Source organism: Variovorax sp. 38R (assembly GCF_014843395.1).
In the GTDB taxonomy this organism is placed as follows: Bacteria; Pseudomonadota; Gammaproteobacteria; order Burkholderiales; family Burkholderiaceae_C; genus Variovorax; species Variovorax paradoxus_H.
Map to the genome: position 1 here is coordinate 5,959,483 of NZ_CP062121.1, position 23,828 is coordinate 5,983,310.

18 protein-coding genes are annotated in these 23,828 nt (G+C 68.6%); 7 read left to right on the forward strand and 11 right to left on the reverse strand.

What is annotated here, in order from left to right; translation table 11 throughout:
- Positions 1 to 4 precede the first annotated feature (4 nt).
- From IG196_RS27630 to IG196_RS27640, 3 genes are all read right to left on the reverse strand, one after another.
- Positions 5 to 1,339 (reverse strand): GDSL-type esterase/lipase family protein, encoded by a 1,335-nt coding sequence (locus tag IG196_RS27630; protein ID WP_225616828.1) that lies wholly within the window; start codon positions 1,337 to 1,339, stop codon positions 5 to 7.
- Between the two features lie 66 nt (positions 1,340 to 1,405).
- Positions 1,406 to 4,711 (reverse strand): carboxyl transferase domain-containing protein, encoded by a 3,306-nt coding sequence (locus IG196_RS27635; protein WP_192193862.1) that lies wholly within the window; start codon positions 4,709 to 4,711, stop codon positions 1,406 to 1,408.
- 16 nt (positions 4,712 to 4,727) lie between these two features.
- Positions 4,728 to 6,371 (reverse strand): AMP-binding protein, encoded by a 1,644-nt coding sequence (locus IG196_RS27640; protein WP_225616829.1) that lies wholly within the window; start codon positions 6,369 to 6,371, stop codon positions 4,728 to 4,730.
- Positions 6,372 to 6,456: 85 nt separating this feature from the next.
- On the opposite strand from IG196_RS27640, the gene IG196_RS27645 reads away from it, so the two are divergent.
- The 3 genes from IG196_RS27645 (at position 6,457) to IG196_RS27655 (ending at position 11,876) form a co-directional block, all read left to right on the forward strand.
- A complete protein-coding gene (locus IG196_RS27645; protein ID WP_192193863.1) occupies positions 6,457 to 7,137 on the forward strand; it encodes a TetR/AcrR family transcriptional regulator in 681 nt (226 codons plus the stop codon).
- 33 nt (positions 7,138 to 7,170) lie between these two features.
- The gene (locus tag IG196_RS27650) at positions 7,171 to 8,436 is read left to right on the forward strand and encodes a branched-chain amino acid ABC transporter substrate-binding protein (RefSeq protein ID WP_192193864.1); all 1,266 of its coding nucleotides are present in this window, start codon (positions 7,171 to 7,173) and stop codon (positions 8,434 to 8,436) included.
- Between the two features lie 221 nt (positions 8,437 to 8,657).
- A complete protein-coding gene (locus tag IG196_RS27655) occupies positions 8,658 to 11,876 on the forward strand; it encodes a bifunctional cytochrome P450/NADPH--P450 reductase (protein ID WP_192193865.1) in 3,219 nt (1,072 codons plus the stop codon).
- A 75-nt stretch (positions 11,877 to 11,951) separates the two neighbouring features.
- Here IG196_RS27655 and IG196_RS27660 read toward each other — a convergent pair whose 3' ends face one another.
- The 5 genes from IG196_RS27660 to IG196_RS27680 all read right to left on the reverse strand — a co-directional run bounded on the left by IG196_RS27660 (position 11,952) and on the right by IG196_RS27680 (position 16,435).
- On the reverse strand, positions 11,952 to 12,725 hold the full coding sequence (locus IG196_RS27660) for an esterase/lipase family protein (protein WP_192193866.1): 774 nt from the start codon (positions 12,723 to 12,725) through the stop codon (positions 11,952 to 11,954).
- Between the two features lie 84 nt (positions 12,726 to 12,809).
- The gene (locus IG196_RS27665; protein ID WP_192193867.1) at positions 12,810 to 13,445 is read right to left on the reverse strand and encodes a TetR/AcrR family transcriptional regulator; all 636 of its coding nucleotides are present in this window, start codon (positions 13,443 to 13,445) and stop codon (positions 12,810 to 12,812) included.
- 30 nt (positions 13,446 to 13,475) lie between these two features.
- Positions 13,476 to 13,985: a phasin family protein gene (locus IG196_RS27670; RefSeq protein WP_192193868.1), complete on the reverse strand. Its 510-nt coding sequence runs from the start codon at positions 13,983 to 13,985 to the stop codon at positions 13,476 to 13,478.
- A 55-nt stretch (positions 13,986 to 14,040) separates the two neighbouring features.
- The gene (locus tag IG196_RS27675) at positions 14,041 to 14,595 is read right to left on the reverse strand and encodes a hypothetical protein (RefSeq protein ID WP_099793325.1); all 555 of its coding nucleotides are present in this window, start codon (positions 14,593 to 14,595) and stop codon (positions 14,041 to 14,043) included.
- Between the two features lie 145 nt (positions 14,596 to 14,740).
- Positions 14,741 to 16,435, reverse strand: coding sequence for a WS/DGAT/MGAT family O-acyltransferase (locus tag IG196_RS27680; protein ID WP_192193869.1), 1,695 nt, complete (start codon positions 16,433 to 16,435; stop codon positions 14,741 to 14,743).
- Positions 16,436 to 16,670: 235 nt separating this feature from the next.
- Between IG196_RS27680 and IG196_RS27685 the strand changes: the two genes are divergently transcribed.
- Positions 16,671 to 18,722: a prolyl oligopeptidase family serine peptidase gene (locus IG196_RS27685; RefSeq protein WP_192193870.1), complete on the forward strand. Its 2,052-nt coding sequence runs from the start codon at positions 16,671 to 16,673 to the stop codon at positions 18,720 to 18,722.
- Positions 18,719 to 19,657 (forward strand): arginase, encoded by a 939-nt coding sequence (rocF, locus tag IG196_RS27690; RefSeq protein ID WP_192193871.1) that lies wholly within the window; start codon positions 18,719 to 18,721, stop codon positions 19,655 to 19,657. Before IG196_RS27685 ends, rocF begins: the two co-directional genes overlap by 4 nt.
- A 13-nt stretch (positions 19,658 to 19,670) precedes the next feature.
- On the opposite strand, the gene IG196_RS27695 is transcribed toward rocF, so the two are convergent.
- Together IG196_RS27695 and IG196_RS27700 are read right to left on the reverse strand one after the other, a co-directional pair.
- Entirely contained in the window at positions 19,671 to 20,366 is a 696-nt protein-coding gene (locus IG196_RS27695) for a DUF2242 domain-containing protein (protein WP_192193872.1), read from the reverse strand.
- A gap of 112 nt (positions 20,367 to 20,478) precedes the next feature.
- Positions 20,479 to 21,753, reverse strand: coding sequence for a Glu/Leu/Phe/Val family dehydrogenase (locus tag IG196_RS27700; protein ID WP_099793335.1), 1,275 nt, complete (start codon positions 21,751 to 21,753; stop codon positions 20,479 to 20,481).
- Between the two features lie 251 nt (positions 21,754 to 22,004).
- Between IG196_RS27700 and IG196_RS27705 the strand changes: the two genes are divergently transcribed.
- Both IG196_RS27705 and IG196_RS27710 read left to right on the forward strand, forming a co-directional pair.
- A complete protein-coding gene (locus tag IG196_RS27705) occupies positions 22,005 to 22,460 on the forward strand; it encodes a hypothetical protein (protein ID WP_099793336.1) in 456 nt (151 codons plus the stop codon).
- Between the two features lie 143 nt (positions 22,461 to 22,603).
- Positions 22,604 to 23,071, forward strand: coding sequence for an Lrp/AsnC ligand binding domain-containing protein (locus IG196_RS27710; RefSeq protein ID WP_062478450.1), 468 nt, complete (start codon positions 22,604 to 22,606; stop codon positions 23,069 to 23,071).
- Positions 23,072 to 23,078: 7 nt separating this feature from the next.
- Here IG196_RS27710 and IG196_RS27715 read toward each other — a convergent pair whose 3' ends face one another.
- On the reverse strand, positions 23,079 to 23,780 hold the full coding sequence (locus IG196_RS27715; RefSeq protein WP_192193873.1) for a YggS family pyridoxal phosphate-dependent enzyme: 702 nt from the start codon (positions 23,778 to 23,780) through the stop codon (positions 23,079 to 23,081).
- Positions 23,781 to 23,828 lie beyond the last annotated feature (48 nt).

Genomic DNA, 23,828 nt, shown 5'->3' on the forward strand with positions numbered 1-23,828 from the left:
TGCTTTATTCCTGCAGTTCGCGCAGGTCGATGGCCGCGGCCATGGCCGCGTGGCCGGCGCGGTTGGGATGCAGGTGATCGCCGCTGTCGAATGTGGGATTCAGCTGACGCGGCGCGGTGGGGTCGCGCAGCACGGCGTCGAAGTCGATCACGCCGTCCACGTCCTGGCGGCTGCGCACCCAGCGGTTCACGGCCTCGCGCATGGCCTCGTTGGCCTCGGTCGCGTAGGGTGTGTTGCCAAACGGCGGCACAGTGCCCAGCAGCACCTTCACGCCCTTGGCGCGCGCCTGCTTCACGAGTTGGCCGAGGCCGTCGGTGATGCGCTCGGCAGTGGGAACTTCGTGCGGCGCCACTTCCACGCCGGGCAGCCCGCCGAACGCGGCGCGGCCGATGTCGTTGGTGCCCAGCAGCACGATCGCGTGCGTCACGCCGCTCTGGCCCAGCACGTCGCGCGCAAAACGCGACAGACCGTTGGGGCCGATGCTGTCGACCAGCAGGCGGTTGCCGCCGATGCCGGCGTTGATCACCGACACCTCGTGCGCCTGCGGGCTGTCGCGCAGCCGCGTGGCGAGCATGTCGGGGTAGGCGCCCGTGCCCGATTCGCCGCCGCCCGCGGTGATCGAATCGCCGAACGCGACCACGGTGCGCACCGGCTGCGTGGTGAGCACGTCGAGCCCGGTCACGATGTGGTTCATGGGCAGCGGTGCAGCCTTCGGCAGCTTGGGCGCCATGACCGCGTTGCCCTCGGCCAGCCAGCCGCCGCCGGCGCCCATCAGGTACATCGTGGCGAACGGCGTGGTGCGGTCCAGGTACAGGCTGACCGCCACCGACTGCCCGGCCTCGACCTTCAGCGCCACGCCGTCACTCCAGGCTTCGGCGCCCGGCGCGATGGTGGTGCTGGCGCGCCCGCCGAAGCGCAGCGTGCGCAGCGAGGCCGGCGAGACGGCGTCCGTCCCCGTGCCCAGCGCCACGCTGGCCGCGGCGATGCGCAGCGGCGTCTTGCCGAAGCGATTCGAAAAACGGATGCGCACGCGCTCGCCGTCGAGCGAAGGCTGCAGCACCTGGCGCAGCGTCTGCGCACGGAACGCGCGCGTGTCCGGCGCGCCGCCCATCGCTGCCATGAGCGGGTTCGCGGCCATCTCGCGAAAGTCGAGCACCGCCACGGCCCAGCCCGCCACCCAGCGCGCCTCGGCCGGCTGACGCGCCGCCTGCTCGGCCTGCTTCGCCCACACCGCCTGCACGCCCACGAGCAGCACCGCAAGGCCGAGAACGGCCATCCAGTGTGCAGGGGAGAGAGCGGCGTCGCGCAGACCGGCGCGCCAGCGGGCAAGGAGGTTCATGCGTGCAAAAGCGGCCCAGTGTACGGAGCCGCCTTGCCCGCGCCGGTGACGAGGTCTAACCCCCGGTTACCAAGTGTCGACGTACGCCAAGGCTGCCGCGGCGGGCCGCGTCGCCGAGGCCAGGCCGCGCACCAGCCAGCTGCGCGTGTCGGCCGGATCGATCACGGCATCGATCTCCAGCGTCTGCGCCATGTGGATCGCCTCGCCGTTCGCGTACTGCTGCGCCACCAATTGCTTGAACAGCGCATCGCGTTCCACGCCCTCGGGCACGGCCGCGAGTTCCTTGCGAAAGCCCAGTCGCACCGCGCCTTCGAGGCCCATGGCGCCGAATTCGCCGGTGGGCCAGGCCACGGTGAACACGGGCGCGTCGAAGCCGCCGGCGGTCATGGCCTGCGCGCCCAGGCCGTAGCCCTTGCGCAGCACCACCGCGAAGAAAGGCACGCGCAAATGCGAGGCCACCATGAACATGCGGCACACGTGGCGCACCTGCGCCTGCGCCTCGATCTCGGGCCCGACCATGAAGCCGGGCGTGTCGCACAACGACACGATCGGTAACCCGTGGGCATTGCACAGTTGCATGAAGCGCGCGGATTTGTCGGCCGCCTCCACGTCGATCGCGCCGCCCAGGTGGTGCGGGTTGTTCGCCATGAGGCCGACCGGCTTGCCCTCGATGCGCGCCAGCGCCGTGACGATGCCTGCGCCGAAGCCCGCGCGCAGTTCGAGCAGCGAGCCGGTGTCGGCCACGCCGCGCATCGCGGCGCGCACGTCGTACACGCGCAGCCGGTTCTCGGGCACCACGTGGCGCAGCGTGCGCGGGTCGGCGCACTGCCAGTCGCTCACCGGGCCCTGGAAGTACGAGAGGTATTGCTTGGCCGCAGCAACCGCGGCCGCTTCGTCTTCCACCAGGATGTCGATCACGCCGTTGCGCGACTGCACGCTGCTCGGCCCGATCTGCTCGGGCGCGAAGGTGCCCAGGCCGCCGCCTTCGATCATCGCGGGGCCGCTCATGCCGATGTTGCTGCCCTTGGTGGCGATGATCACGTCGGCGCAGCCCAGCAGCGCCGCGTTGCCCGCGAAGCAGCGGCCGTGCACGATGCCCACGACGGGCACCTTGCCCGACAGCGCCGCGAACTGGCTGAAGGTGTGGTTGTTCAGGCCCGCGACGATCGGCATGTCGGTGTCGCCCGGCCGCCCGCCCCCGCCTTCGGCGAACAGCACCACCGGCAGCCTGAGCTGGTGCGCCACCGCGAGCAGCCGGTCGGTCTTGTGGTGGTTGCGCATGCCCTGCGTGCCGGCCAGCACGGTGTAGTCGTACGCGAGCACGGCGCAGCGCGACTTCTCCGGGCCGAACTGCTTCGCGTTGATGCTGCCCAGCCCCGTCACCATGCCGTCGGCCGGCGTGTTGGCGATGAGGTCTTCGAGCGAGCGGCGGCGCGTCTGCGCGGCGATGGCGAGCGCGCCGTACTCGATGAAGCTGCCCGGGTCTTCGGCCGTGTCGCACAGGTCGGCGATGTTCTCTCGCGCGGTGCGCCCGCCCTGCGCATGGCGCTTGTCGACCGCAGCCTTGCGGTTGACGTCGAGCGTGGGCGCGTGGCGGTCGATGACCTTCTGCAGGTCGGGGCGGACCGCATCGAGGTCGTGCGCGATGCGCGCCTGCGCCTCGACGCCCTGCGCATCGACGGCCTCCAGCCGCACCAACGACTGGCCTTCGACGAGGTAGTCGCCGGGCGCGGCCAGCAGCGCGAGCACGCGGCCGGCCACGGGCGCATGCAGCAGGTGCTCCATCTTCATGGCTTCGAGCACGCCGAGCTGCGCGCCGGCGGGCAGCACGTCGCCCACCGCGACCTCGAACTGCACCAGCTTCGCAGGCATCGGCGCCTTGACGGTGAGGCCGTCGTCTTCGCCCTCTTCCTGCACCGGTGCGCTCGCCAATGCGGGTACGGCGGGCGCCGTCACCTTCTTCGTGTGCTTTTCAAACGCCTTCGCGTCGGCGAGCAGGTCGCCCAGGTGCGCTTCCACAAAACGCGTGTGCACCGCCTGCGTCGCGAACTCGGGCCGCGCGGCAATGGCGCACAGCAGCGGCAGGTTGGTGGCGATGCCGTCGATGTGGCATTCGTCGAGCGCGCGCAGCGAGCGGCGCAGCGCGTCCGCGAAACGTGGCGACGGCGAATGCACGATGAGCTTGGCCAGCAGCGTGTCGTAGTGCGGCGAAGGCGCCAGGCCCGCATAGCCGTGCGTGTCGACGCGCACGCCGGGGCCGGCCGGCAGGTCGAAGCGCGCGAGCGTGCCGCCCGCGGGGCGTGCGTTGCCTTGCGCATCGAGCGTCTCGGCGTTGATGCGCCACTGCACCGCGAAGCCGCGCTGCGGCGCCGTGCGATCGGCCTCCACGCCGAGGGTGCTCAAGGTGTCGCCCGAGGCGATGGCGAGCTGCAGCTGCACGAGGTCCAGCCCCGTCACCGCCTCGGTCACCGTGTGCTCGACCTGCAGGCGCGGGTTCGCTTCGATGAAGACGAAAGGCAAGGTGGCCGATGCGGCATCGACCAGAAATTCGAACGTGCCGAGCCCGCGATACCCCACGGCCTTGGCCATGCGCAATGCGGCCTGCGTGACCTGCGCGCGCAGCGGTTCGGGCAGCGACGGGCTGGGCGCGATTTCCACCAGCTTCTGGAAGCGGCGCTGCAGCGTGCACTCGCGCTCGCCGAGGCTGGCCACGGCGTGGCCGTCACTGAGCACCTGCACCTCGATGTGCCGCGCGTTGCGCATCAGGCGCTCGACGTACACGCCTTCGATGCCGAACGCCGCCTTGGCTTCAGACATGCAGCGTGCGTGCGCCTCGGGCAGTTCGTCGGCGGTGAGCACGGCACGCATGCCGCGCCCGCCACCGCCGCCGATCGCCTTGACCATCACCCCCGCGCCCTGCGCGTGCTGCTCGGCGAAGAAGGCTTGGGCCTGCGCGAGCGTCACCGCGCCTGCGCTGCCGGGCATCACGGGCACATCGCATTGCGCGGCCAGTTCACGCGCGCGGGCCTTGTCGCCGAACAGGCCCAGCTGCTCCGGCGTGGGGCCGATGAAGACCAGGCCCGCGTCGGCGCAGGCCTGTGCGAAGTCGGCGCGTTCGCTGAGGAAACCGTAGCCGGGATGCACTGCATCGCAGCCTTGCGCCTTCGCCACGGCGATCAACGCGGCCACGTCGAGGTAGGCCGAGGGGCCGGTCGCATCGAGCGCCACCGCCACGTCGGCCAGCTGCACATGGAGCGCGGTCGCGTCGTCGCGCGCATGCACCGCCACGCTGGCGATGCCCAGGTCGCGCAGCGCGCGCACCAGGCGCACGGCGATCTCGCCGCGGTTGGCAATCAGAACTTTGGAAAACACGCAGTCGGCCTTTCTTTCAGGTCTTGTCTTTGAGCAGGCGGCGCAGCACCTTGCCCGCGCCGGTGGTCGGCAGTGCGTCGATGAAGCTCACGGCGCGCGGCGCCTTGTAGCTCGCCATGTTCTCGCGCGCCCAGGCCACGAGCGCATCGGCCTCGAGCGTGGCGCCGGGCTTGCGCACGATGAAGGCCTTCACGACCTCGCCCTTCTCGGGATCGGGCTGCGCAATGACGGCCGCCTGCGCCACCGCCGGGTGCTTGATGAGGATGGTCTCGACCTCTTCGGGGAACACGCTGTAGCCCGAGACCTTGATCATTTCCTTGAAGCGGCCGATGAAGGTGAGGTAGCCGTCGGCGTCGAGCTTGCCCATGTCGCCCGTGTGCACCCAGCCGTTGCGCAAGGTGGCGGCCGTGGCCTCGGGCTTGTTCCAGTAGCCCTTGAACGAGCCGGCGCTGGTGAGCACGATCTCGCCGACTTCGCCCGTGGGCATGTCGGCCTGGGTCTCGGTGTCGATGATGCGGATGGTCACGCCCGGCACCGGCACGCCCTGCGTGCCCCAGCGCGGCGCTTCGTGCGGCGTGTAGGTGTCGCAGGTGTGGGTTTCGCTCAGGCCGTAAGCGGCCTCGAAGGAGCTGCAGTGGTTCGCGTGCGAGCGCCACTGCGCGGCCAGCGGTTCGGTGAAGGCGATGCCGAAGCTGGTCACCGGGTTCATCTTCAGGCTAGCCAGATCGAAGCGGGCGATGTCGGGCACCTGCATGCAGGCCACGTTCATCGGCGCGATGCTGTACCACCAGCTGACGTTGTAGGTGGCAATGGCCTGCAGCACGGTGCGCGGGTCGAAGCGGTGCAGCAGCACCGAGGCGGCGCCGCTGAGCACGGGCACGTTGACGCCCATGAGCATGCCGGCGATGTGATACAGCGGCGCGATCGACAGCAGCACGTCGTCCGGCCCCACGCCGTTGCAGTCGGCCGCGGCGCGCGTCTTGTAGAGCGCGTTGCCGTAGCTGAGCATCGCGCCCTTGGGCAGGCCAGTGGTGCCCGAGGTGTAGGTCATGAGCGCGATGTCCTCCATGTCGATGGCGACGGGCTGCGGCGTGGCGCTGCTGCGCATCACGGCGAAGAAGTCTTCGCAGCCTTCGGGCACGCTGCGTTCGGCCGTGCGCTCGGCGGCGAGTTCGGCCGGCAGGTCGAGCGTGGGCTCGGCGGGCAGCAGGTCGGCGTAGTGCACGACGAACACATGCGCGAGTGCGCTCTCGGCCTGCACCTTGCGCACCACCGGCAGGAGCGGCGCGGCCGCGACGATCACGCGCGCCTTCAGGTCGTTGACCTGGTAGGCCAGCTCGTGCTCCTTGTTGAGCGGCCCGCTCGGGCAGACGATGGCGCCGATCTTCTGGATGCCGAAGTGCGCCACGAGGTACTGCGGGCAGTTGTTGAGGAACAGCACCACGGGCTCGCCCTTGGCCACGCCCAGGGCCTGCAGGCGCGCGGCGAAGGCGTCGCTCGCGCGATCGAGCTCGGCCCAGCTCAGGGCCCGGCCGTACCAGAGGCAGGCGGCGGCGTCGCCGCGCGTGCGTGCGTGGTCGCGCAGGTAGGCGTGCAGCGGCTGCTGCACGCGAGGCGGCAGCTCTTTCAGACGTGCGGGGGTGGCGGGCGTTGTCTCCATGGCGTCACTTTCTCAGGGTTATCGATAGCCGCCTGCGCAGGGCCGGCGCTTGCCAATGCGGCATCGTGCACGAACAATCCTACCCATGGGTATAACTTCCGCGACACCGAACAAACCCTCTGCCACGCATGCAGCGCAACCGCATCTTCCGCAGGGCACGGGCCGCCAGCGCGCGGCCACGCAGGGCACCGACCTGCAGCGCGAGCGCATCCTGCAGGCGGCGGCGCAGCTCTTTGCGACGCAGGGCTACGCCAACACGACCATGGCGCAGATCGTGCGCGAGCTGGGCGTGACCAAGCCCTTCGTGTACTACTACTTCCGCGACAAGCAGGAGATCTTCGAGACGCTGTCGTGGCGCCCCGCGGTCGACTGTTTCACCGCGCTCGACTTCGCCGCCACCAACCCGCGCCGCGCGAGCGAGAAGGTGATGGAGGGCATCGAGGGGCTGATCCGCGCCACCATCGCGCACCACCCGGTGGCCTTCTTCGCGTACCGCGAGCCGCAGGTGTACCGGCCCGAATACCTCGAAGCGCAGAAGAAGCTCGCGCACCACTTCTACGACCTGCTGTGCCCGCTGCTCGAAGAAGCCCGGCGCGACGGCGACCTCGACTTCGACGAGACCAAGATCACCGCGCTCGCGGCCTGCAGCCTGCCGGGCTTTCTCTACAGCTGGTACCGCCCCGGCGGGCGCCTCTCGCCCGACGAGGTGGTGGCGCAGCTCACGAAGCTGGCCAGCCGCGTGATCGGGCTGCGCGCGACGCACTGATTCCGTCTTTCACACACCCTCCGGAGACACCTCATGAAGCTCACGCATGCGCCATTGGCGCGGATCGCCCTTGCCTCTTTGTTTGCCATCGCCGGCACGGCGGCGCAGGCGCAGGCCCAGCAGCCGACCTACAAGATCGCCTACATCGATCCGCTGTCGGGTCCGTTTGCCAACGTGGGCGAGCTGATGCTGATGCACACGCAGTACGCCATCGAGGACATCAACGCCAAGGGCGGCGTGCTCGGCGGCATGAAGCTGCAGCTGCTGCAATTCGACAGCAAGCTCTCGGCGCAGGAAAGCCAGAGCGCGCTGCAGGCGGCCATCGACCAGGGCGCGAAAGCGATCGTCACGGGCGGCTCGGGCTCGTCGGTGGTGACGGCGCTGGTGCTGGCCGTGGCGCGCTGGAACCAGCGCAACCCGGGCAAGGAACTGATCGTGCTGAACCACTCGTCGATCGACCCCGAGATGACCGGCAAGGGCTGCAGCTTCTGGCACTTCCAGACCGAGGCCAACACGGCGATGAAGATGAAGGCGCTGGCCAACTACATCAAGAAGACGCCGGACGTGAAGAAGGTCTACCTGCTGAACCAGGACTATGCCCACGGCAAGCAGTGGGCCAGCTACGGCCGCCAGCTGGTGGGCCTGGCGCGCCCCGACATCCAGTTCGTCGGCGAGACGCTGCACCCCATCGGCCGCGTGAAAGACTTCGCGCCCTACATCGCCAACATCAAGCAAAGCGGCGCCGACTCGGTCATCACCGGCAACTGGGGCCAGGACATGACGCTGCTGCAGAAGGCCGCAGGTGACGCGGGCTACAACCTGCGCTACTTCAACCACAGCGCGGGCTCGGTGCCCGGCACGGTCACCGCCGTGTCGCAGGCCAAGACGGGGCAGCTGACCTGGGTGGCCGAATGGCACCCGGGCCAGGCCGACACGCCGAAGGTCGATGCACTCGCCAAGGCCTACAAGGCCAAGACCGGCAAGGACTTCCTTGCGCCGCGCATCGACCTCACGCCGCGCCTGCTGGCCGCGGCCATCGCCAAGGCCGGCAGCGCCGACACGGTGAAGGTCGCGCGCGCCCTCGAAGACCTGAGCTTCGACTCGGTGGTGGGCCCGGTGCGCATGCGCGGCGAAGACCACCAGCTGCTGCTGCCGCAGGTGGTGAACACCATCGCGCCGGTCGACGGCAAGACGGTGAAAACGGGCTGGGAAGGCACCAACTACGGCTTCCGCACCGATGCGGTCTATACCGGGAACGAGCTGGCGCAGGGCACCGACTGCAAGATGGTCCGGCCCTGACCTCTTTGAGTGCTTTCGGGGGACGTGCCCAGGCCACCGGGTACGGGGCACGCTGCCGGTTCATGACCTCTCTGTGAATGGCGATCACGCTGCCTGTGTGAACGCCCTGCAGGCCTCCTAAGGGAAACCCCGTCCTGCCCGCCCCCTGTGCCGTCGGGATACTCCGGATTCGCATCCCGGACATCCGAAGCGGGTCCCTACGCAGGCACAAGAAGGCACACATGGCAGGAAAGAACTCGCTCCATCCGATCCCCCATCCGGCGAAGAAACCCTTCGTCGGCAATCTGCTGTCCATCGGCTCCGACTCGCCGGTGCTCGACATGTGGAAGATCGCGCAAGACCTCGGCGGCATCTACTGGCTCGACATGCCGGGCATGCCGGTGATCGTGGTGTCGTCGCCCGCGCTGGTCGACGAGCTCTGCGAAGAGCCGCGCTTCGACAAGAGCACGCGCGGTGCGCTGCGCCGGTTGCGGGCCGCGTCGCACGGCCTCTTCACGTCGGACACGCACGAGGAGACGTGGTCGAAGCCGCACAACATCCTCTTGGCCAACTTCAGCCAGCGCGCGATGCAGGCCTACCACCCGATGATGCTGGACATCGCGGGGCAGCTGGTCACCAAGTGGGAGCGCCTCAATTTCGATGAAGAGGTGGACGTGGTGCGCGACATGACCGCGCTCACGCTCGACACCATCGGCCTGTGCGGCTTCGGCTACCGCTTCAACTCGTTCTACCGCGAGGGTTTTCATCCCTTTGTCGATGCGATGGTGCGTACGCTGGAGACGGTGCAGAACCGGCGCGGCCTGCCGCTCGAGGAGCTGATGCTCAAGAAGGAGCTGGCGCAGCAGCGCAAGGACATCCGCTACATGCACAAGATGGTGGAAGACATCATCGAGGAGCGGCGCGCGAGCGGTTCCGACATCGCCACCAAGCCCGACCTGCTGAGCTACATGATCGCGGGCGTGGACAAGAAGAGCGGCGAGAAGCTCACCGACAAGATGATCCGCGACGAGTGCATCGAGTTCCTCATTGCGGGGCACGAGACCACCAGCGGCCTGTTGTCGTTCGCCATCTACTTCCTGCTGAACAACCCCGAGGCGATGGCCAAGGCGCAGGCCGAGGTCGACAGCGTGTTCGGCGGCGACACCACGCAAAAGCCCACCTACGCGCAGGTCAACCGGCTGCAGTACGTGATGCAGGTGCTGAAGGAATCGCTGCGCCTGTACCCGACCGCGCCGGCGATCTCGATGCGCGCGAAAGAAGACACGACGATCGGCGGCCAGTACACGATCAAGAAGAACAACATGGTCATCATGCATGCGCTGGCGCTGCACCGTGACAAGGGCATCTGGGGCGAGAACGCCGACCAGTTCAACCCCGACCACTTCAGCCGCGAGGCCGAGCGCGAGCGGCCCGTGAACGCCTTCAAGCCCTTCGGCAACGGACAGCGCGCCTGCATCGGGCGGCAGTTCGCGCTGCAGGAGGCGGTGCTCACGCTGGGCATGATCCTGCAGCGCTTCAACCTGGTCGATCACACGGGCTACAAGCTCAAGATCAAGGAAGCGCTGACGATCAAGCCCGAGAACTTCAAGATCAAGGCGCTGCTGCGCGACCCGGCCTCGCGCCCACGCAGCAACGGTGAAGCGGTGGCTGCACCCGCCACGCCGACGAAGCCCGCCGCGCGCAAGCCGCAGGCGGCGCGCCACGGCACCTCGCTGCTGGTGCTGCAGGGCTCCAACCTCGGCACGGCCGAAGACCTGGCGCGCCAGCTGGCCGAGGCCGGCGAGCTGCGCGGCTTCTCGACCCAGCTCGCCTCGCTCGACGACTATGCCGAGCGGCTGCCGGCCAGCGGCGCGGTGGCGATCGTCTGCGCCTCGTACAACGGCGTGGCGCCCGACAACGCGGCCGAGTTCCATCGCTGGCTCGACAAGGCCGACGACGCGCTCAACGGCGTGCGCTTCAGCGTGTTCGGCTGCGGCAACACCGACTGGGCCGCCACCTACCAGGCCGTGCCGCGCCGCATCGACGAACGGCTTGAAGCCCTGGGCGCCGACCGCGTGCACGCACGCGGCGAAGGCGATGCGCGCGAGGACATGGACGGCGCCTTCCAGGACTGGAGCGACGCGCTGTGGCCCGCGCTGGTGAAGGTCTTCGACATCAAGAACGGCGCTGACACGCCGGCCGAGGCCGAGCCGCTGTACACGCTCGAAGAGCTGCCACCGCCGCAGAAGAACGCGCTGGTCGATGCGCTCGGCGCGGTGCCGCTGCGCGTGATCGAGAACCGCGAGCTGCAAAGCGCCGGCGCCCACGGCGAGGCCGGGCGCTCCACGCGCCACGTGGAACTGACGCTGCCCGAGGGCGTGAACTACGTGCCCGGCGACCACCTGAGCGTGGTGCCGCGCAACAGCCCGGCGCAGGTCGAGCGTGCCATGGCCCGCTTCGGCTTCGACCGCTCGGCGCACGTGCGGCTGCAGGCCGTGCCGGGGCGCAAGGCGGCGCTGCCGGTCGATCAGGTGATCGCCGTCGATCGCCTGCTCGGCGACTACGTCGAGCTGCAGGACGTGGCCACGCGCAAGCAGATCGCCACGCTGGCCGCCTACACCGAATGCCCCTTCACCAAGCCGAAGCTTGTCGCGCTCTCGGGCAGCGACGAGGCCTCGCAGGCCGCGTACAAGGCCGAGGTGCTGCACAAGCGCAAGTCGCTGCTGGAGCTGCTCGAAGAGCATCGCGCCTGCCAGGTGCCGTTCGCGGTGTTCCTCGAAATGCTGTCGCCGCTGTCGCCGCGCTACTACTCGATCTCCTCGTCGCCGACGATGACGCCGGGGCGCTGCAGCGTGACGGTGGGCGTGGTGAGCGCGCCCGCGATGTCGGGCAACGGCACCTTCGAGGGCGTGTGCTCCAACTTCCTGGCGCGCGCCGAGGCCGGCGACACGGTGCACGGCGTGATCCGCGAGACCACGGCCGAAGGCTTCCGGCTGCCGGACGATGCGATGCGCCCGCTCATCATGGTCGGGCCGGGCACCGGCCTCGCGCCGTTCCGCGGCTTCCTGCAGGAGCGCGCGGCGCAAGTCGAACGCGGCGAGGCGCTGGGCGAGGCGATGCTGTTCTTCGGCTGCCGCCACCCCGAGCAGGACTTCATCTATGCCGAGGAGCTGCAGGCCTGGTCGCACCGCGGCCTCATGAAGCTGCACACGGCCTTCTCGCGCGCCGGCGACCGCAAGGTCTACGTGCAGGACCTGATCCGCGAACAGGGCGCTGCCGTGTGGAAGCTGCTTGAGGCCGGCGCCGTGGTCTACGTGTGCGGCGACGGCTCGCGCATGGAGCCCGACGTGCGCCGCACGCTCAGCGACCTCGCGCGCGAGCACGGGCAGGACAGTGCGGCGTGGATGGACCGGATGATTGCCGAGCAGCGCTATGTGCTCGACGTGTGGGCCGGGGCCTGAAAAACCCAGTCTGGAGCCCCAAAGAAGAAGACCGGCATTCGCCGGTCTTTTTTGTTGGAGAGTGCGCGCCTCGGTTCAGGCGTCGCGATCCGGGTCCGGGTACACCAGCGGCCCGAGCATGCCGCGGTTGAACGGCTTCCACGCGCCCTCGGGCTGCGCCAGCCGGTCGGCCACCGCATAGAGCACGGCGGGGTGCGCGCCGAGCCCCAGGTGACTTGCCACCACCTCGATGTTCTCGGACTGCGGGCCGGTCTTCTCGAGGCTGCAGCGCCATGCGACGACGCCGTCGGTGCGGCTGAAGATCGAGGTCGTGGGCACGGGCGGCGTGGGTTCGACGAACTTCATGCGGCGCGGGTCGTGCGAGCTCTGGCCGCTCACGCCTTCGTACACGCGCCAGGCGTTGGTGGCGCGCGGGCTGCCCGAGAACGGGCTGCCGAGCGTGATCACGTTGCGGATGAGGTCCTTCTGCGCCGAGGCCAGCAGCCGCGCATACACGCCGCCCAGGCTCCAGCCGATCACGCTGACCTTCTGGCCGCTCTTGTCGGCCAGGGTCTTGAGCAGATCGACCATGCCGTCTTCAACGCCGGCGCGCGGGCCCAGGTTGCGGCCCTGGCCCCAGCCGTGCGCGTCGTAGCCGCGGCTGCACAGGTAGCGGCGCAGCAGCAGCGTGGACACGTCGCTGGCGACCAGGCCGGGCAACACGAGCACGGGGTGCCCGTCGCCACGCGGCGCGAGCTGCAGCAAGGGCCACATGGCGAGGCCGGCGCCGGTTTCCCAGAGGGCGCGCGCTTCGGCCAGCAAGAGCAGACGCGACGGCGGTGCGATGGGTTCGCGGGTGGCGGTGGACATGATGGCGGCTTCCTTTCTGTTCTTTCTTCTGTAGGACGAAGATGGGGGTGCGAAGTTGCATCCCCCGTCAGACGACGACTTCATTTATCCGAGGTATTTGCCCCTCAGGTAATCAAGATAAGCCCTCGATTCGCTGGAAACATACGGAGAAACCAGCGTGAGTGTGTAGAAAGCCGCCAAACCGGGATCGGCTTGCGCCAGGGCGTCGCGTCCCGGCACCAGCCGCTCGAACGAGAGCCAGCAGGTGGTGGTGAAGACCATCTGCAGCGCGAGGATGCGCGCCTGCTCGGCGCTGGTCTCGATCACGCCCGACGCCACCAGCCCTTCGCACAGCGTCTGGGCGGCGAGCAGGTTCTGCGCGGTCATGGCCTGGGCGCGCTGTCCCAGGGGCGGGTACTCGCTGGCCAGGAAGGCCATGTCGCGGTAGATGAAGCGGTATTCGTCGATGGCCTCGAAGCGCAGGTGCAGCGCGAGCCACAGGTCGTCGATGGCGGCAATGGACGCCGAGGAGCCGTTGAGCACTTCGAGCCGCTGCTCGAAGCGCCGGAACAGCCATTCGACGATCAGCTGCTTGGCCTTGAAGTGGTAGTGCAGGTTGCCCGGGCTCATGCCGAGCTCGGCCGCGATCTTGTGCGTGGACACGGCCGGAAGGCCTTGTGCGTTGAACAGCGCGAGGCTGGTCTGCAGGATGCGATCGCGCGTGGTGTTGGAGCTGGCCACAAGCGGCGTGTTGCGTGCGTTGTGCGCCGCTCAGCGCTTGCCGCCGGAGCCGCCTGAACTGACGCGTGGGCCGGACGATTTCTCGAGTGTCGCGAGGCGTTCGCGCAACTGCGCCACCTCGTCGCGCAGCGCCTGCACCTCGTCGGCGCTGGGCATGCCCAGGCGTTGCAGGGCGGTGGCAACACGCTGGTCGAACACGTCCTCGAACTTGCGGATGCCGAAGGTGTCCAGGCTGGGGAAGCCGCGCGTCAGCGCCGCCTTGGCACCGGCCGCGTCGGCCTTGCCTTGCCCGATGCCGAGCAGGCCTTCGATCACGTTGGCCTGGCGCTTGGCGACATCGCTGCGCACGTTGTCCAGCGCCTTGAGGCCGGCGCGCAGCAGCGCTTCGGCCTTGTTGGTGCCCGGAGCAGTGTCTGCGGGCGGTGTTTTTGCAGCCGGCGCCGCCTTGCGGGGCGCGGCTTTCTTCTTCGCCGCCGGAGCCTTCTTGGCAGGCGCCGCCCTCTTCTTCAACTTTGCAGTGTCATCGGGACGGGTCGCCATGCGGTGGTGCTCCAGGGGCGGTAGAAATGAAAAGGGCGCGGTCAGCGCCCCGGGATCAGGCCGCCTTGCGGGCAGCGCGGCGAACCGGCTTCTTGGCCGCAGCGACCTTGGCCTTCACGGTGCGCACGGGAGCAGCGGCTTCTTCGGTGCCGCTCACACGGGCTTCGATCTGCTTGGTGCCGGCGACGATGCGGTCAGCGATTTGCACCGACACGGTGGCGAAGGGCTGGTTCACGGTCGACAGGGCGTTCAGCACGGTGGTGGCAGCGGGCGATTCGATCTGGGCGACGCGGTTGGCGACGGTTTCGATGCCGCTGGTGGTGCCGGCAGCGACGCGGTCCATCGCGTTCACGATGCGGCTGGTGTCGATGTCCAGGCGGTTCGACAGGAAACCATGCACCTTCTCTTGCGCGCCGATCAGGTTGGCCTTGATCTGCTCGCTCACCAGCGGAATCTGGCGGTTGCCCAGGAACTCGCTGTAACGCGAAGCGGCACCGCCCAGCAGGCGCTGCACGCCGGTGCGGTAGGCACCGACCAGGGTCTTGCCGGCGTCGTTGTACTGGCCGACGACGTGGATGGCGGCGGAAGCGATGTTGGTTTGCGTGGACATGTGAGATTTCCTTGAAGTTGAATGGCTCGCGGGGAATTGCGATGGGCCAATCATCTTCCGCAAGACCTAGGCCTGGAAAACTAGAACGGTCGGAAAACTAGTCCAACTGCCCCAATTTTTTGCCCAGGCCGGGCCCGCCTGTCGATCATGCCGCAGCGGCGCGGGGCGATGCGGCGGCCTTGCGGGCCGCAGGCCGGGGCGCCGCCTTCTTCGCTACAGCCTTCTTGGCCGGGGCTTTCTTCGCTGCCGCCTTCACCGGCGCGGCCTTGGCGGGCGCCTTCTTCTTGGCGGCGACGGCCTTCACCGGCGCCTTCTTGCGAGCGGCCGGCTTGCGGGCAGGAGCTGCGGCCTTGGTTTCTTCTTTCTCTTCCGGCGCAGGCGCGGCCACGGGCTTGGGCGCGGCCGTCGCGCCAGCAGCGGACGGGTGCTTCTCGGTGAGCGCCATCAGCAGCTTGTGCTCGGCCAGCAGGTAGTCGCCGATCTCGGTGATGTCGGGCACGGCGCGGCGGCAGGCAATGAGGCCGTAGTCCATGCGGCCGTTGTAGCTCTGCACGGTGACGTTGAGCGCGGTGCCGTGGCTGGCGATCGACACGGGGTAGTAGCAGGTGACCAGCGCGCCCGCGAAGTACATCGGGAACGGCGCGCCCGCCACGTTCGAGACGGCCACGTTGGCCGCCGGCGGCAGCAGATTGACGATGCCCGAGCGTCCCACCATCGACGCAATGCCCGACATCAGCCAGGGTGCGGCAAAGGTCGGGAAGTCGTCCAGGATCACGGCCTTGAAGCGGTTCATCGTCGACTTGGAGCTGTTCGACGAGGTGTTGATCGCCTTCAGCCGCTGCACCGGGTCGGTGATGTCGGTGGCCAGGCTCACGAGGATCATGCTGGCCTGGTTGTTGGCCGTCTGGTCGCCGGCCTCGCGCAGGCTCACCGGCACGCCGGCCACCAGCGGCTTGGCCGGCAGCTCGTTGTTGTCGGCCAGGTAGTGGCGCAGCGCGCCGGCCACGGTGCCCAGCACCACGTCGTTGAGCGTCACGCCGAAGTGCTTGGCGATGTACTTGGTCTCGGCCAGCGAGATGGTGCGGCCCGCGAAAGTGCGCTGGTTGGTGATCGACACGTTGAGCGAGGTGCGCGGCGCGAAGAGGTTGAACTTCTTCGGCGCGGCGGCCGCGGCCTTGTCGGCCGCCTTCTCGTCGGGCTTGGCCAGGCCACCGATGGCGCGCGCGATGGCCGGCGCCATCTTGAAGAGCTTGACGTACTGCTGCGCCGTGTTGCGCAGCGCGGCCGTGGCGAGTTCGGCCATGCCCAGCTGGTAGCCGCTGCTGCGCGGACGCGAGCGCGGCGGCTTGATCACGCGGCCCGTGGCCTCCAGGTCGAAGATGGCCTTGCCCACTTCCACGCCGGCCTGCCCGTCGATGCCCGCATGGTGCACCTTGGTGTACAGCGCCACCTGGCCGCTCTGCAGGCCGTCGATGATGAAGAACTCCCACATCGGGCGGCTGCGGTCGATGAGCGTGGAATGCAGCCGCGCCACGTACTGCTGGAGCTGGCGGTTGGTGCCGGGCTTGGGCAGCGTGATGTGGCGCACGTGGTAGTCGATGTCGATGTCGTCGTCGTCCACCCAGACGGGGTTGGACATGTCGAAGGGCATCAGCGCGAGCTTGCGCGTGAACACGTCGGCCAGGTGGATGCGGCTGGCCATGAACGCCTTGGCGTCTTCGTAGAAGTCGCCCTTGTAGCCCTTGGGCAGATCCAGCACGTTGAGCGAGCCCACGTGCATCGGCATCTCGGGGGTTTCCAGGTGCAGGAAGGTGGCATCAAGACCGCTCAGGTGTTTCATGTGTGGTTCTCCTCGTTGGGGCAAGCGCCGTTCGGCAGGATACCGTGGGCATGGCGTTCGTGGGCCTTCGCTTCTTCAGTGTTTCCACCGGGGGAAGGCACGCGCGAGACAGGGGTTTGTCCCAAGCTTTGCGGGGACGCGCGTCCACTTGTAATGAAAAAATTGACGTGCTTCGCAGGCCGCAACACCTGCTCACAGGCGGGTGCGGTCACGGGGGCTTCGTACACTGTGCCGCATGACCTCTGCGCACGACAACGACGACAACCTCTGGCTCGAAGACATCGACGGCGAAGCCGCTCTGGACTGGGCTCGCCAGCAGAATGCACGCACCGTTCACACCCATGCGCAGTCGCCCGACTTCCAGGCGATCGAACAGGGCCTGCTCGAGGTGCTCGACTCGGACGCGCGCATTCCGATGGTCAGCAAGATCGGTGCGCTGTACTACAACTTCTGGCGCGACAAGGCGCACCCCAAGGGCCTGTGGCGCCGCACCACGCTCGCCGAATACCGCACGCCCGAACCCGACTGGGAGACCGTGCTCGACCTCGACGCACTGGCCGCACAAGACGGCGAGAACTGGGTCTGGCACGGCGCCGACTGCCTGGAGCCCGCCTACGAACGCTGCCTGATCTCGCTGTCGCGCGGCGGCGCCGATGCCGACGTGGTGCGCGAGTTCGACCTGGTGAACATGACCTTCGTCGAAGGCGGCTTCACGCTGCCCGAGGCGAAGAACCACGTCACCTGGAAAGACATCGATCACCTCTACGTGGGCACCGATTTCGGCCCCGGCTCCATGACCAGCTCGAGCTACCCGCGCCTGGTGAAGCAATGGCAACGCGGTACGCCGCTGGCCGAGGCCGTCACCGTGTACGAGGGTGCGCACGAAGACATGTCGGTGAGCGCCTGGAGCGACCACACGCCCGGCTTCGAGCGCGACTTCGTCTCGCGCCAGATCGACTTCTACGACAGCGAAACCTGGCTGCGTGCGCCCGACGGCACGCTCGCCAAGCTCGACGTGCCCGACGACGCCAACACCGGCGTCACGCGCGAGTGGCTGCTGATCGAGCCGCGCGAAGACTGGACCGTGGCCGGCCGCACCTACACCGCCGGCTCGCTGCTGGCCGCGCGCTTCGACGACTACATGGCCGGCGCGCGCGAACTCACGCTGCTGTTCGAACCCGACGACACGACCGCGCTCGACGACTACTCGTGGACGCGGCATCACCTCATCCTCAACGTGATGCACGACGTGGTGAACCGGCTCGAAGTGCTCACGCCGCCGGCGGACGGCCTGGGCGACTGGGCCCGCGACAGCCTGGGCGGCGCGCCCGCGCTCTCGTGCGTGGCGGCCGGCGGCATCGACGAGACCGAGAACGACGACTACTTCCTGACCGTGAGCGGTTTCCTGCAGCCGACCACGCTGTACATCGGCACCCTCGGCCAGGGCGAGCCGCAGCCGCTGAAGCACAGCCCCGGCTTCTTCGATGCCTCGCGCTTTCGCGTGAGCCAACATTTCGCGACCTCGGCGGACGGCACGCGCGTGCCCTACTTCGAGATCGCCGCCAAGGACCTCGTGGCCGACGGCACGAATCCCACGCTGCAGTACGCCTACGGCGGCTTCGAGATCTCGCTGGAGCCGAGCTACAGCGGCGGCATCGGCCGCTCCTGGCTCGAACGTGGCGGTGTGTACGTGGTGGCCAACATCCGCGGCGGCGGTGAGTACGGCCCGCGCTGGCACCAGGCCGCGCTGCAGGAGAACCGCCTGCGCACCTGCGAGGACTTCGCGGCCGTGTCGCAAGACCTGTTCGCACGCGGCATCACCTCGCCCGCGCACCTGGGCGCCATGGGTGGCAGCAACGGCGGCCTGCTCATGGGCAACATGCTCACGCTGTACCCGCAGCTGTACGGCGCCATCGTGAGCGAGGTGGCGCTGCTCGACATGAAGCGCTACACGCAGCTGTCGGCCGGCGCCTCGTGGATCGCGGAGTACGGCGACCCGGAACAGCCCGACGAATGGGAGTTCATCCAGACCTTCTCGCCCTACGAGAACGCCAAGGCCGGCACGCCCTACCCGCCGGCGCTTTTCACCACCTCCACGCGCGACGATCGCGTCGGGCCCGTGCATGCGCGCAAGATGCACGCGAAGCTGCTTGCACAAGGGCACGACAGCAGCTTCTACGAAAACATGGAAGGCGGCCACAGCGCCGCTGCGGACAACAAGGCCTCCGCCTTCATGGATGCGCTCGGCTACGCCTACCTCTGGCACCACATCGGGAGACCGACATGAACAGCAGCAGCACCGCCGTCACCGTCACCACCACCCTCGAACTGATCGGCGCGCCGACCGACATCGGCGCCAGCGTGCGCGGCGCGGGCATGGGCCCCGACGCGCTGCGCGTGGCGGGCCTGGCCGAGGCACTGGCGGGCCAGGGCTTCACGGTGCTCGACCGCGGCAACCTTGCGGGCCCGGCCACGCCGTGGGCGCCGCCCGCCAACGGGCTGCGCCACCTCACCGAAGTGATCGCGTGGAACCGCTCGGTTTACGCCGCCGTCGACACCGCGCTGGGCGCCGGCCACGTGCCGGTGATGCTGGGCGGCGACCACTGCCTGGCGATCGGCTCAATCAGCGCCGTGGCCTGGCACGCACGCCAGCGCGGCAAGAAGCTGCGGGTGTTGTGGCTCGATGCGCACTCCGACGTCAACACCGAGACCACGAGCCCCAGCGGCAACCTGCACGGCATGCCCGTGTCGTGCCTGCTGGGCCACGGACCGGCAGACCTCACGGGCTGGAGCGGCGAGCCCGCGGCGCTGGCGCACGACGCGATCCGCTTCATCGGCATCCGCAGCGTGGACGATGACGAGAAGAAAGCGATTCGCACGCTCGACCTGACGGTGTTCGACATGCGCCACATCGACGAGAACGGCATGCGCACCACCATGACCGAGGCGCTGCAGGACGTGGACGAAGACACCCACCTGCACGTGAGCTTCGACCTCGACTGCCTCGACCCGGCCGACGCGCCTGGCGTGGGCACGGGCGTGCGCGGCGGGCCGACCTACCGCGAGATGCAGCTGTGCATGGAAATGATCGCCGACACCGGGCGGCTCGGCTCGGTCGACGTGGTGGAACTCAACCCCGCGCTCGACGTGCGCAACCAGACGGCCGAGGTGGCGGTGGAGTTGATCGAGAGCCTGTTCGGCAAGTCGACGCTGGTGCGCTGAGCGCGCCGCCGGTTCAGCCGCGGTTCGGCGACGGCGATACGGGGAAGGTGGTGGCAGCGGGGCGCGCAGACGGCTTCGGCGCGTCGTCGGCGTCGGCCGGTGCGGCATCGGCTGGCATGTCGGGGCCGCCGCCCTGCAGGAAGCGCTCGACCAGCGTGAAGAAGCGGTCGTAGAAACGCTCGTCAGTGAGCGTCTGGCTCGCCACCTTGACCATCGCCTCGTTGCTACCGCCGAAAGGCAGCGAGAGCGAGCCGATGGCGCCCACGCCCAGGCTGGCCGAGTTGCTGCCCTTCTTCAGGCCGTAGCGGTCTTGCAGCGCAGTCGCGAAGGCCACGGTGCTGCGTCCGGACGAGGCACTGCCCGCACCCAATTCGCGTGCGCAGACCACGCGGAACTCGACCTCGACGTGCGTCTCGGCCGCGGGCTGGAAGCTCTTGCGCGCGGTCACCAGGTCGGCGTTGGCGGCCGTGACCATGTAGCCCTGGCTCAGCAGCGCGCGGCGCGCGGCCTCGCAGGTCTGCGCCTCGCTGGCGGCGTAGTTGCGCGTGTGGGTGGTAGTGGAGTCGAAGTCTTCAGGCTCGTAGGCCTGGCGCGTGCCCAAGGTGCCGCAACCGGCCAGCACGAGCACCGACAGCAGGCTCGGGAACAGAAACGCCGGCACGCGGGCCGGCGAAGAGAAGAAGAAAGCAGCAGAAGAGGTGGGGGGCATGGCAGGGCGGGAAGGACACCGGATGCTAACCACCCGGCGGCTTCGCTTCGAGCCCCCGGCAGGCCGGGGGTTCCCGAAGGGCCCTGAAAGCCCCTGCGCCGACTTCAGGGCGTCAGGGGTAGAGGCCGCGTTCCTGGCGCGCCATCAGGATGCGCTCGCAGGCCACCGCATACGTGGCCGTGCGCAGCGAGATCTTGTGCTTGTCGGCCGTGTCCCAGATCTGGTTGAGCGCGTTCATCATGATGCGGTCGAGGCGCACGTTGATCTCGTCCTCGTCCCAGAAGAAGGACGAGAAGTCCTGCACCCATTCGAAGTACGAGACCGTCACGCCGCCGGCGTTGCAGATCACGTCGGGCACGACCAGCACGCCGCGCTCGGCCAGGATGTCGTCGGCCTCGGGCACCGTCGGGCCGTTGGCGCCTTCGAGCACCAGCTTGGCGGTGGTCTTCTTGGCGCGCTCGGCGGTGATCTGGCCTTCGAGGGCAGCCGGGATCAGGATGTCGCAGGCGACGTCCCAGAAGTCTTCGTTCGGCACGATGTCGCCGCCGGCCTTGAAGCCGACCACGCCGTCGGTGCGCGAGATGGGCACGAGCTGGGCCAGGTCGAGGCCGTTGGTGTTCACGATGGTGCCGGTGTGGTCCTGCACCGCGACGATCTTGGCGCCGGCCTCCACGAAGAGTTCGGCCGCGACCGAGCCCACGTTGCCGAAGCCCTGCACCGCGATGCGCGCGCCGCGCAGGTCCAGGCCCAGGCGGCGGGCCGCTTCACGGCCGGTGACGAACACGCCGCGGCCGGTGGCCTTCACGCGGCCCAGCGAACCGCCCAGGTGCAGCGGCTTGCCCGTGACCACGCCGGTGGCAGTGCCGCCGGTGTTCATCGAGTAGGTGTCCATCATCCACGCCATGATCTGCGCGTTGGTGTTCACGTCGGGCGCGGGGATGTCGGTGTGCGGGCCGATGATGATGCCGATCTCGCTGGTGTAGCGGCGCGTGACCTTCTCGAGCTCTTGCAGCGACAGCTTCTTCGGGTCGACGCGGATGCCGCCCTTGGCACCGCCGTACGGCAGGTTGACGGCCGCGGTCTTGATGGTCATCCAGGCCGACAGCGCCATCACTTCTTCGAGCGTGACGTCGGGGTGGAAGCGCACGCCGCCCTTGCCCGGGCCGCGGCTCATGTTGTGCTGCACGCGGTAGCCCTCGAAGTGGGCGATGGTGCCGTTGTCCATCTCGATCGGCACGTCGACGATCAGTGCGCGCTTGGGGCGCTTGAGGGTTTCGACCCAGCGCGCCAGCGGGCCGAGGTACGGCACGACACGATCGACCTGCGACAGGTAGGTGCCCCAGGGGCTGTTGGCCGTCGGATTGACGAAGGAGAGTTTCTCGTTCATGAAAGATCCCTTGGTTGGAATGGATGGGCGCAACGATATGCCGACTGCGGGCGGTGCGCCATGGCTTATGCATGCCGCGATGGCGGTTATGCAAGAGAAGTTGGAAGGCCCCTTGCGCTGCCGCAAGACGCGGCCCGAAGCAGGTGGATACGCACATGACAAAACCGTCATCCAGACGTTATCGACCGCGTGGATGCGCTTCGTACAGTCGTTCTCACCAACCAAGCAACCACCTCAAGGAGTGAACGAACATGAAGCTGTCTTCCACCACCCGCCTGCTGAACACCGCCGCCGTTGCCGCCCTGCTCGGCCTCGTGGCCGCGCCGAGCTTTGCCGGCAACTACGCCGAAGGCGATCCGCGTCCCGCGCCCTTCGCGTCGTCGACGACGCGCGCCGCCGTGACGGCCGACGCCCAGCAATGGCTGAAGACCGCCCCCACCCAGGGCTACAACGAAAACATGGGCCAGGAGCCCGTCGTCGTCTCGGCCAACAGCCGCGCCGCCGTGGCCGCCGACACGCAACTGTGGATCCGCTCCGGTCTCGCTGCCCAGCAGTCGGGCGAAGCCGGCGCCGACATGTCGCGCCCCGGCTACCGCGAAGCCCAGGCCGCCTACACCAAGCTGCGCGAGGGCCCGGCCTACGGCGCGCTGGTCGACCAGCTCTCGGGCCGCCAGGCTGCCGCACCCGGCGCGCCCACGGTGCGCTGAATGCGGTGACCCACGGCTTTCGGTAGTCCAAACGACTGCGAAAGGGTAGTCCAACGGCATTTCCTTGGTTCTATCTCCTATGGCCGTGGCAAATAGGCCGCATTTTTTGCAGTCGATCGATGTGTGCGCCGGATAATTCTCGAATGCTTGATCTGGACCGCATCGATCTGCGCCTGCTGAAGATCCTTCAGGAAGACGGGCGCATCACCAACCTCAAGCTGGCGGAGGCCGTCGCGCTCTCCCCCACGGCCGTGCTGGCGCGCGTGCAGCGCCTCACGCGCGACGGCTTCATCCTGGGCTACGAGGCCCGCCTCGACCCCTACAAGCTGGGGCGCGGCTTCACCGTCTTCGTCGAGGTACTGCTCGACCGCACCACCGCCAACGTGTTCGACCAGTTCAAGGCCGCCGTGCAGGTGCGCGACGAGATCATGGAATGCCACATGGTCGCCGGCGGCTTCGACTACCTCCTCAAGACCCGCATGGCCGATATGGCCGCCTACCGCGAGTTCGCCGGCACCGTGCTGTGGCAACTGCCCGGGGTGCGCGAGACGCGCACGTATGCGGTGATGGAAGAGGTGAAGAGCAGCGCGCGGTTGCCGCTCGGGGTCTGAGCCGGCCCTAGGCGGGCTTGCGCGCCCTGCCGCCGAAGATCGCGGTCCCCACTCTGACCATCGTGCTGCCGGCACTGACCGCCGCTTCGAGGTCCCCACTCATACCCAGCGACAGCGTGTCCAGCGCGATGCCCGCGGCGCGGATCGACTCGAACACCGCATGCGCGCGCAGGCACAACGCGCGCTGCGCCGCGAAATCCGCCGCCGGTTCGGGGATCGCCATGAGCCCGCGCAGCTGCAGCTGTGGCAAGGCCGCCACAGCGCGCGCGAGCGCCAAAGCGTCTTCCGGCGGCACGCCGGACTTGTTCGCGCCGCCGTCCACATTGACCTGCAGGCACACCTGCAGCGGCGGCAGATGGGCCGGCCGCTGGGCCGACAGGCGCTCGGCGATCTTCAGGCGGTCGATGCTGTGGACCCAGTCGAACTGCTCGGCCACGGGCCGCGTCTTGTTGCTCTGCAGAGGGCCGATGCAGTGCCATTCGAGCCCCGCGCGCAGATCGGCCAGCGCGGCGATCTTGTCCAGACCCTCCTGCACGTAGTTCTCGCCGAACGCCGCCTGGCCGGCCGCGTGCGCCTCGCGCACCGCCTCCGGCCCGAAGGTCTTGGACACCGCCAGCAGGCGCACCGCCGACGGGTCGCGCCCGGCGTCTGCACAGGCCTGGTCGATCCGGGCCCTTACTTGCTGGAGGTCGTCGCCAATCATCGTCATAATCTTCCGAATTCGTATCAAAACGTCACTAAAGCCTGCCCGAGGAGC

Excerpts from the sequence above, each read along its gene's own strand:
- IG196_RS27630 (WP_225616828.1), bottom strand. The coding sequence starts at position 1,339 with ATGAACCTCCTTGCCCGCTGGCGCGCCGGTCTGCGCGACGCCGCTCTC.
- IG196_RS27640 (WP_225616829.1), bottom strand. The coding sequence starts at position 6,371 with ATGGAGACAACGCCCGCCACCCCCGCACGTCTGAAAGAGCTGCCGCCT.
- IG196_RS27645 (WP_192193863.1), top strand. The coding sequence starts at position 6,457 with ATGGGTATAACTTCCGCGACACCGAACAAACCCTCTGCCACGCATGCA.
- IG196_RS27650 (WP_192193864.1), top strand. The coding sequence starts at position 7,171 with ATGAAGCTCACGCATGCGCCATTGGCGCGGATCGCCCTTGCCTCTTTG.
- IG196_RS27655 (WP_192193865.1), top strand. The coding sequence starts at position 8,658 with ATGGCAGGAAAGAACTCGCTCCATCCGATCCCCCATCCGGCGAAGAAA.
- IG196_RS27660 (WP_192193866.1), bottom strand. The coding sequence starts at position 12,725 with ATGTCCACCGCCACCCGCGAACCCATCGCACCGCCGTCGCGTCTGCTC.
- IG196_RS27670 (WP_192193868.1), bottom strand. The coding sequence starts at position 13,985 with ATGGCGACCCGTCCCGATGACACTGCAAAGTTGAAGAAGAGGGCGGCG.
- IG196_RS27675 (WP_099793325.1), bottom strand. The coding sequence starts at position 14,595 with ATGTCCACGCAAACCAACATCGCTTCCGCCGCCATCCACGTCGTCGGC.
- IG196_RS27680 (WP_192193869.1), bottom strand. The coding sequence starts at position 16,435 with ATGAAACACCTGAGCGGTCTTGATGCCACCTTCCTGCACCTGGAAACC.
- IG196_RS27685 (WP_192193870.1), top strand. The coding sequence starts at position 16,671 with ATGACCTCTGCGCACGACAACGACGACAACCTCTGGCTCGAAGACATC.
- rocF (WP_192193871.1), top strand. The coding sequence starts at position 18,719 with ATGAACAGCAGCAGCACCGCCGTCACCGTCACCACCACCCTCGAACTG.
- IG196_RS27695 (WP_192193872.1), bottom strand. The coding sequence starts at position 20,366 with ATGCCCCCCACCTCTTCTGCTGCTTTCTTCTTCTCTTCGCCGGCCCGC.
- IG196_RS27700 (WP_099793335.1), bottom strand. The coding sequence starts at position 21,753 with ATGAACGAGAAACTCTCCTTCGTCAATCCGACGGCCAACAGCCCCTGG.
- IG196_RS27705 (WP_099793336.1), top strand. The coding sequence starts at position 22,005 with ATGAAGCTGTCTTCCACCACCCGCCTGCTGAACACCGCCGCCGTTGCC.
- IG196_RS27710 (WP_062478450.1), top strand. The coding sequence starts at position 22,604 with ATGCTTGATCTGGACCGCATCGATCTGCGCCTGCTGAAGATCCTTCAG.
- IG196_RS27715 (WP_192193873.1), bottom strand. The coding sequence starts at position 23,780 with ATGACGATGATTGGCGACGACCTCCAGCAAGTAAGGGCCCGGATCGAC.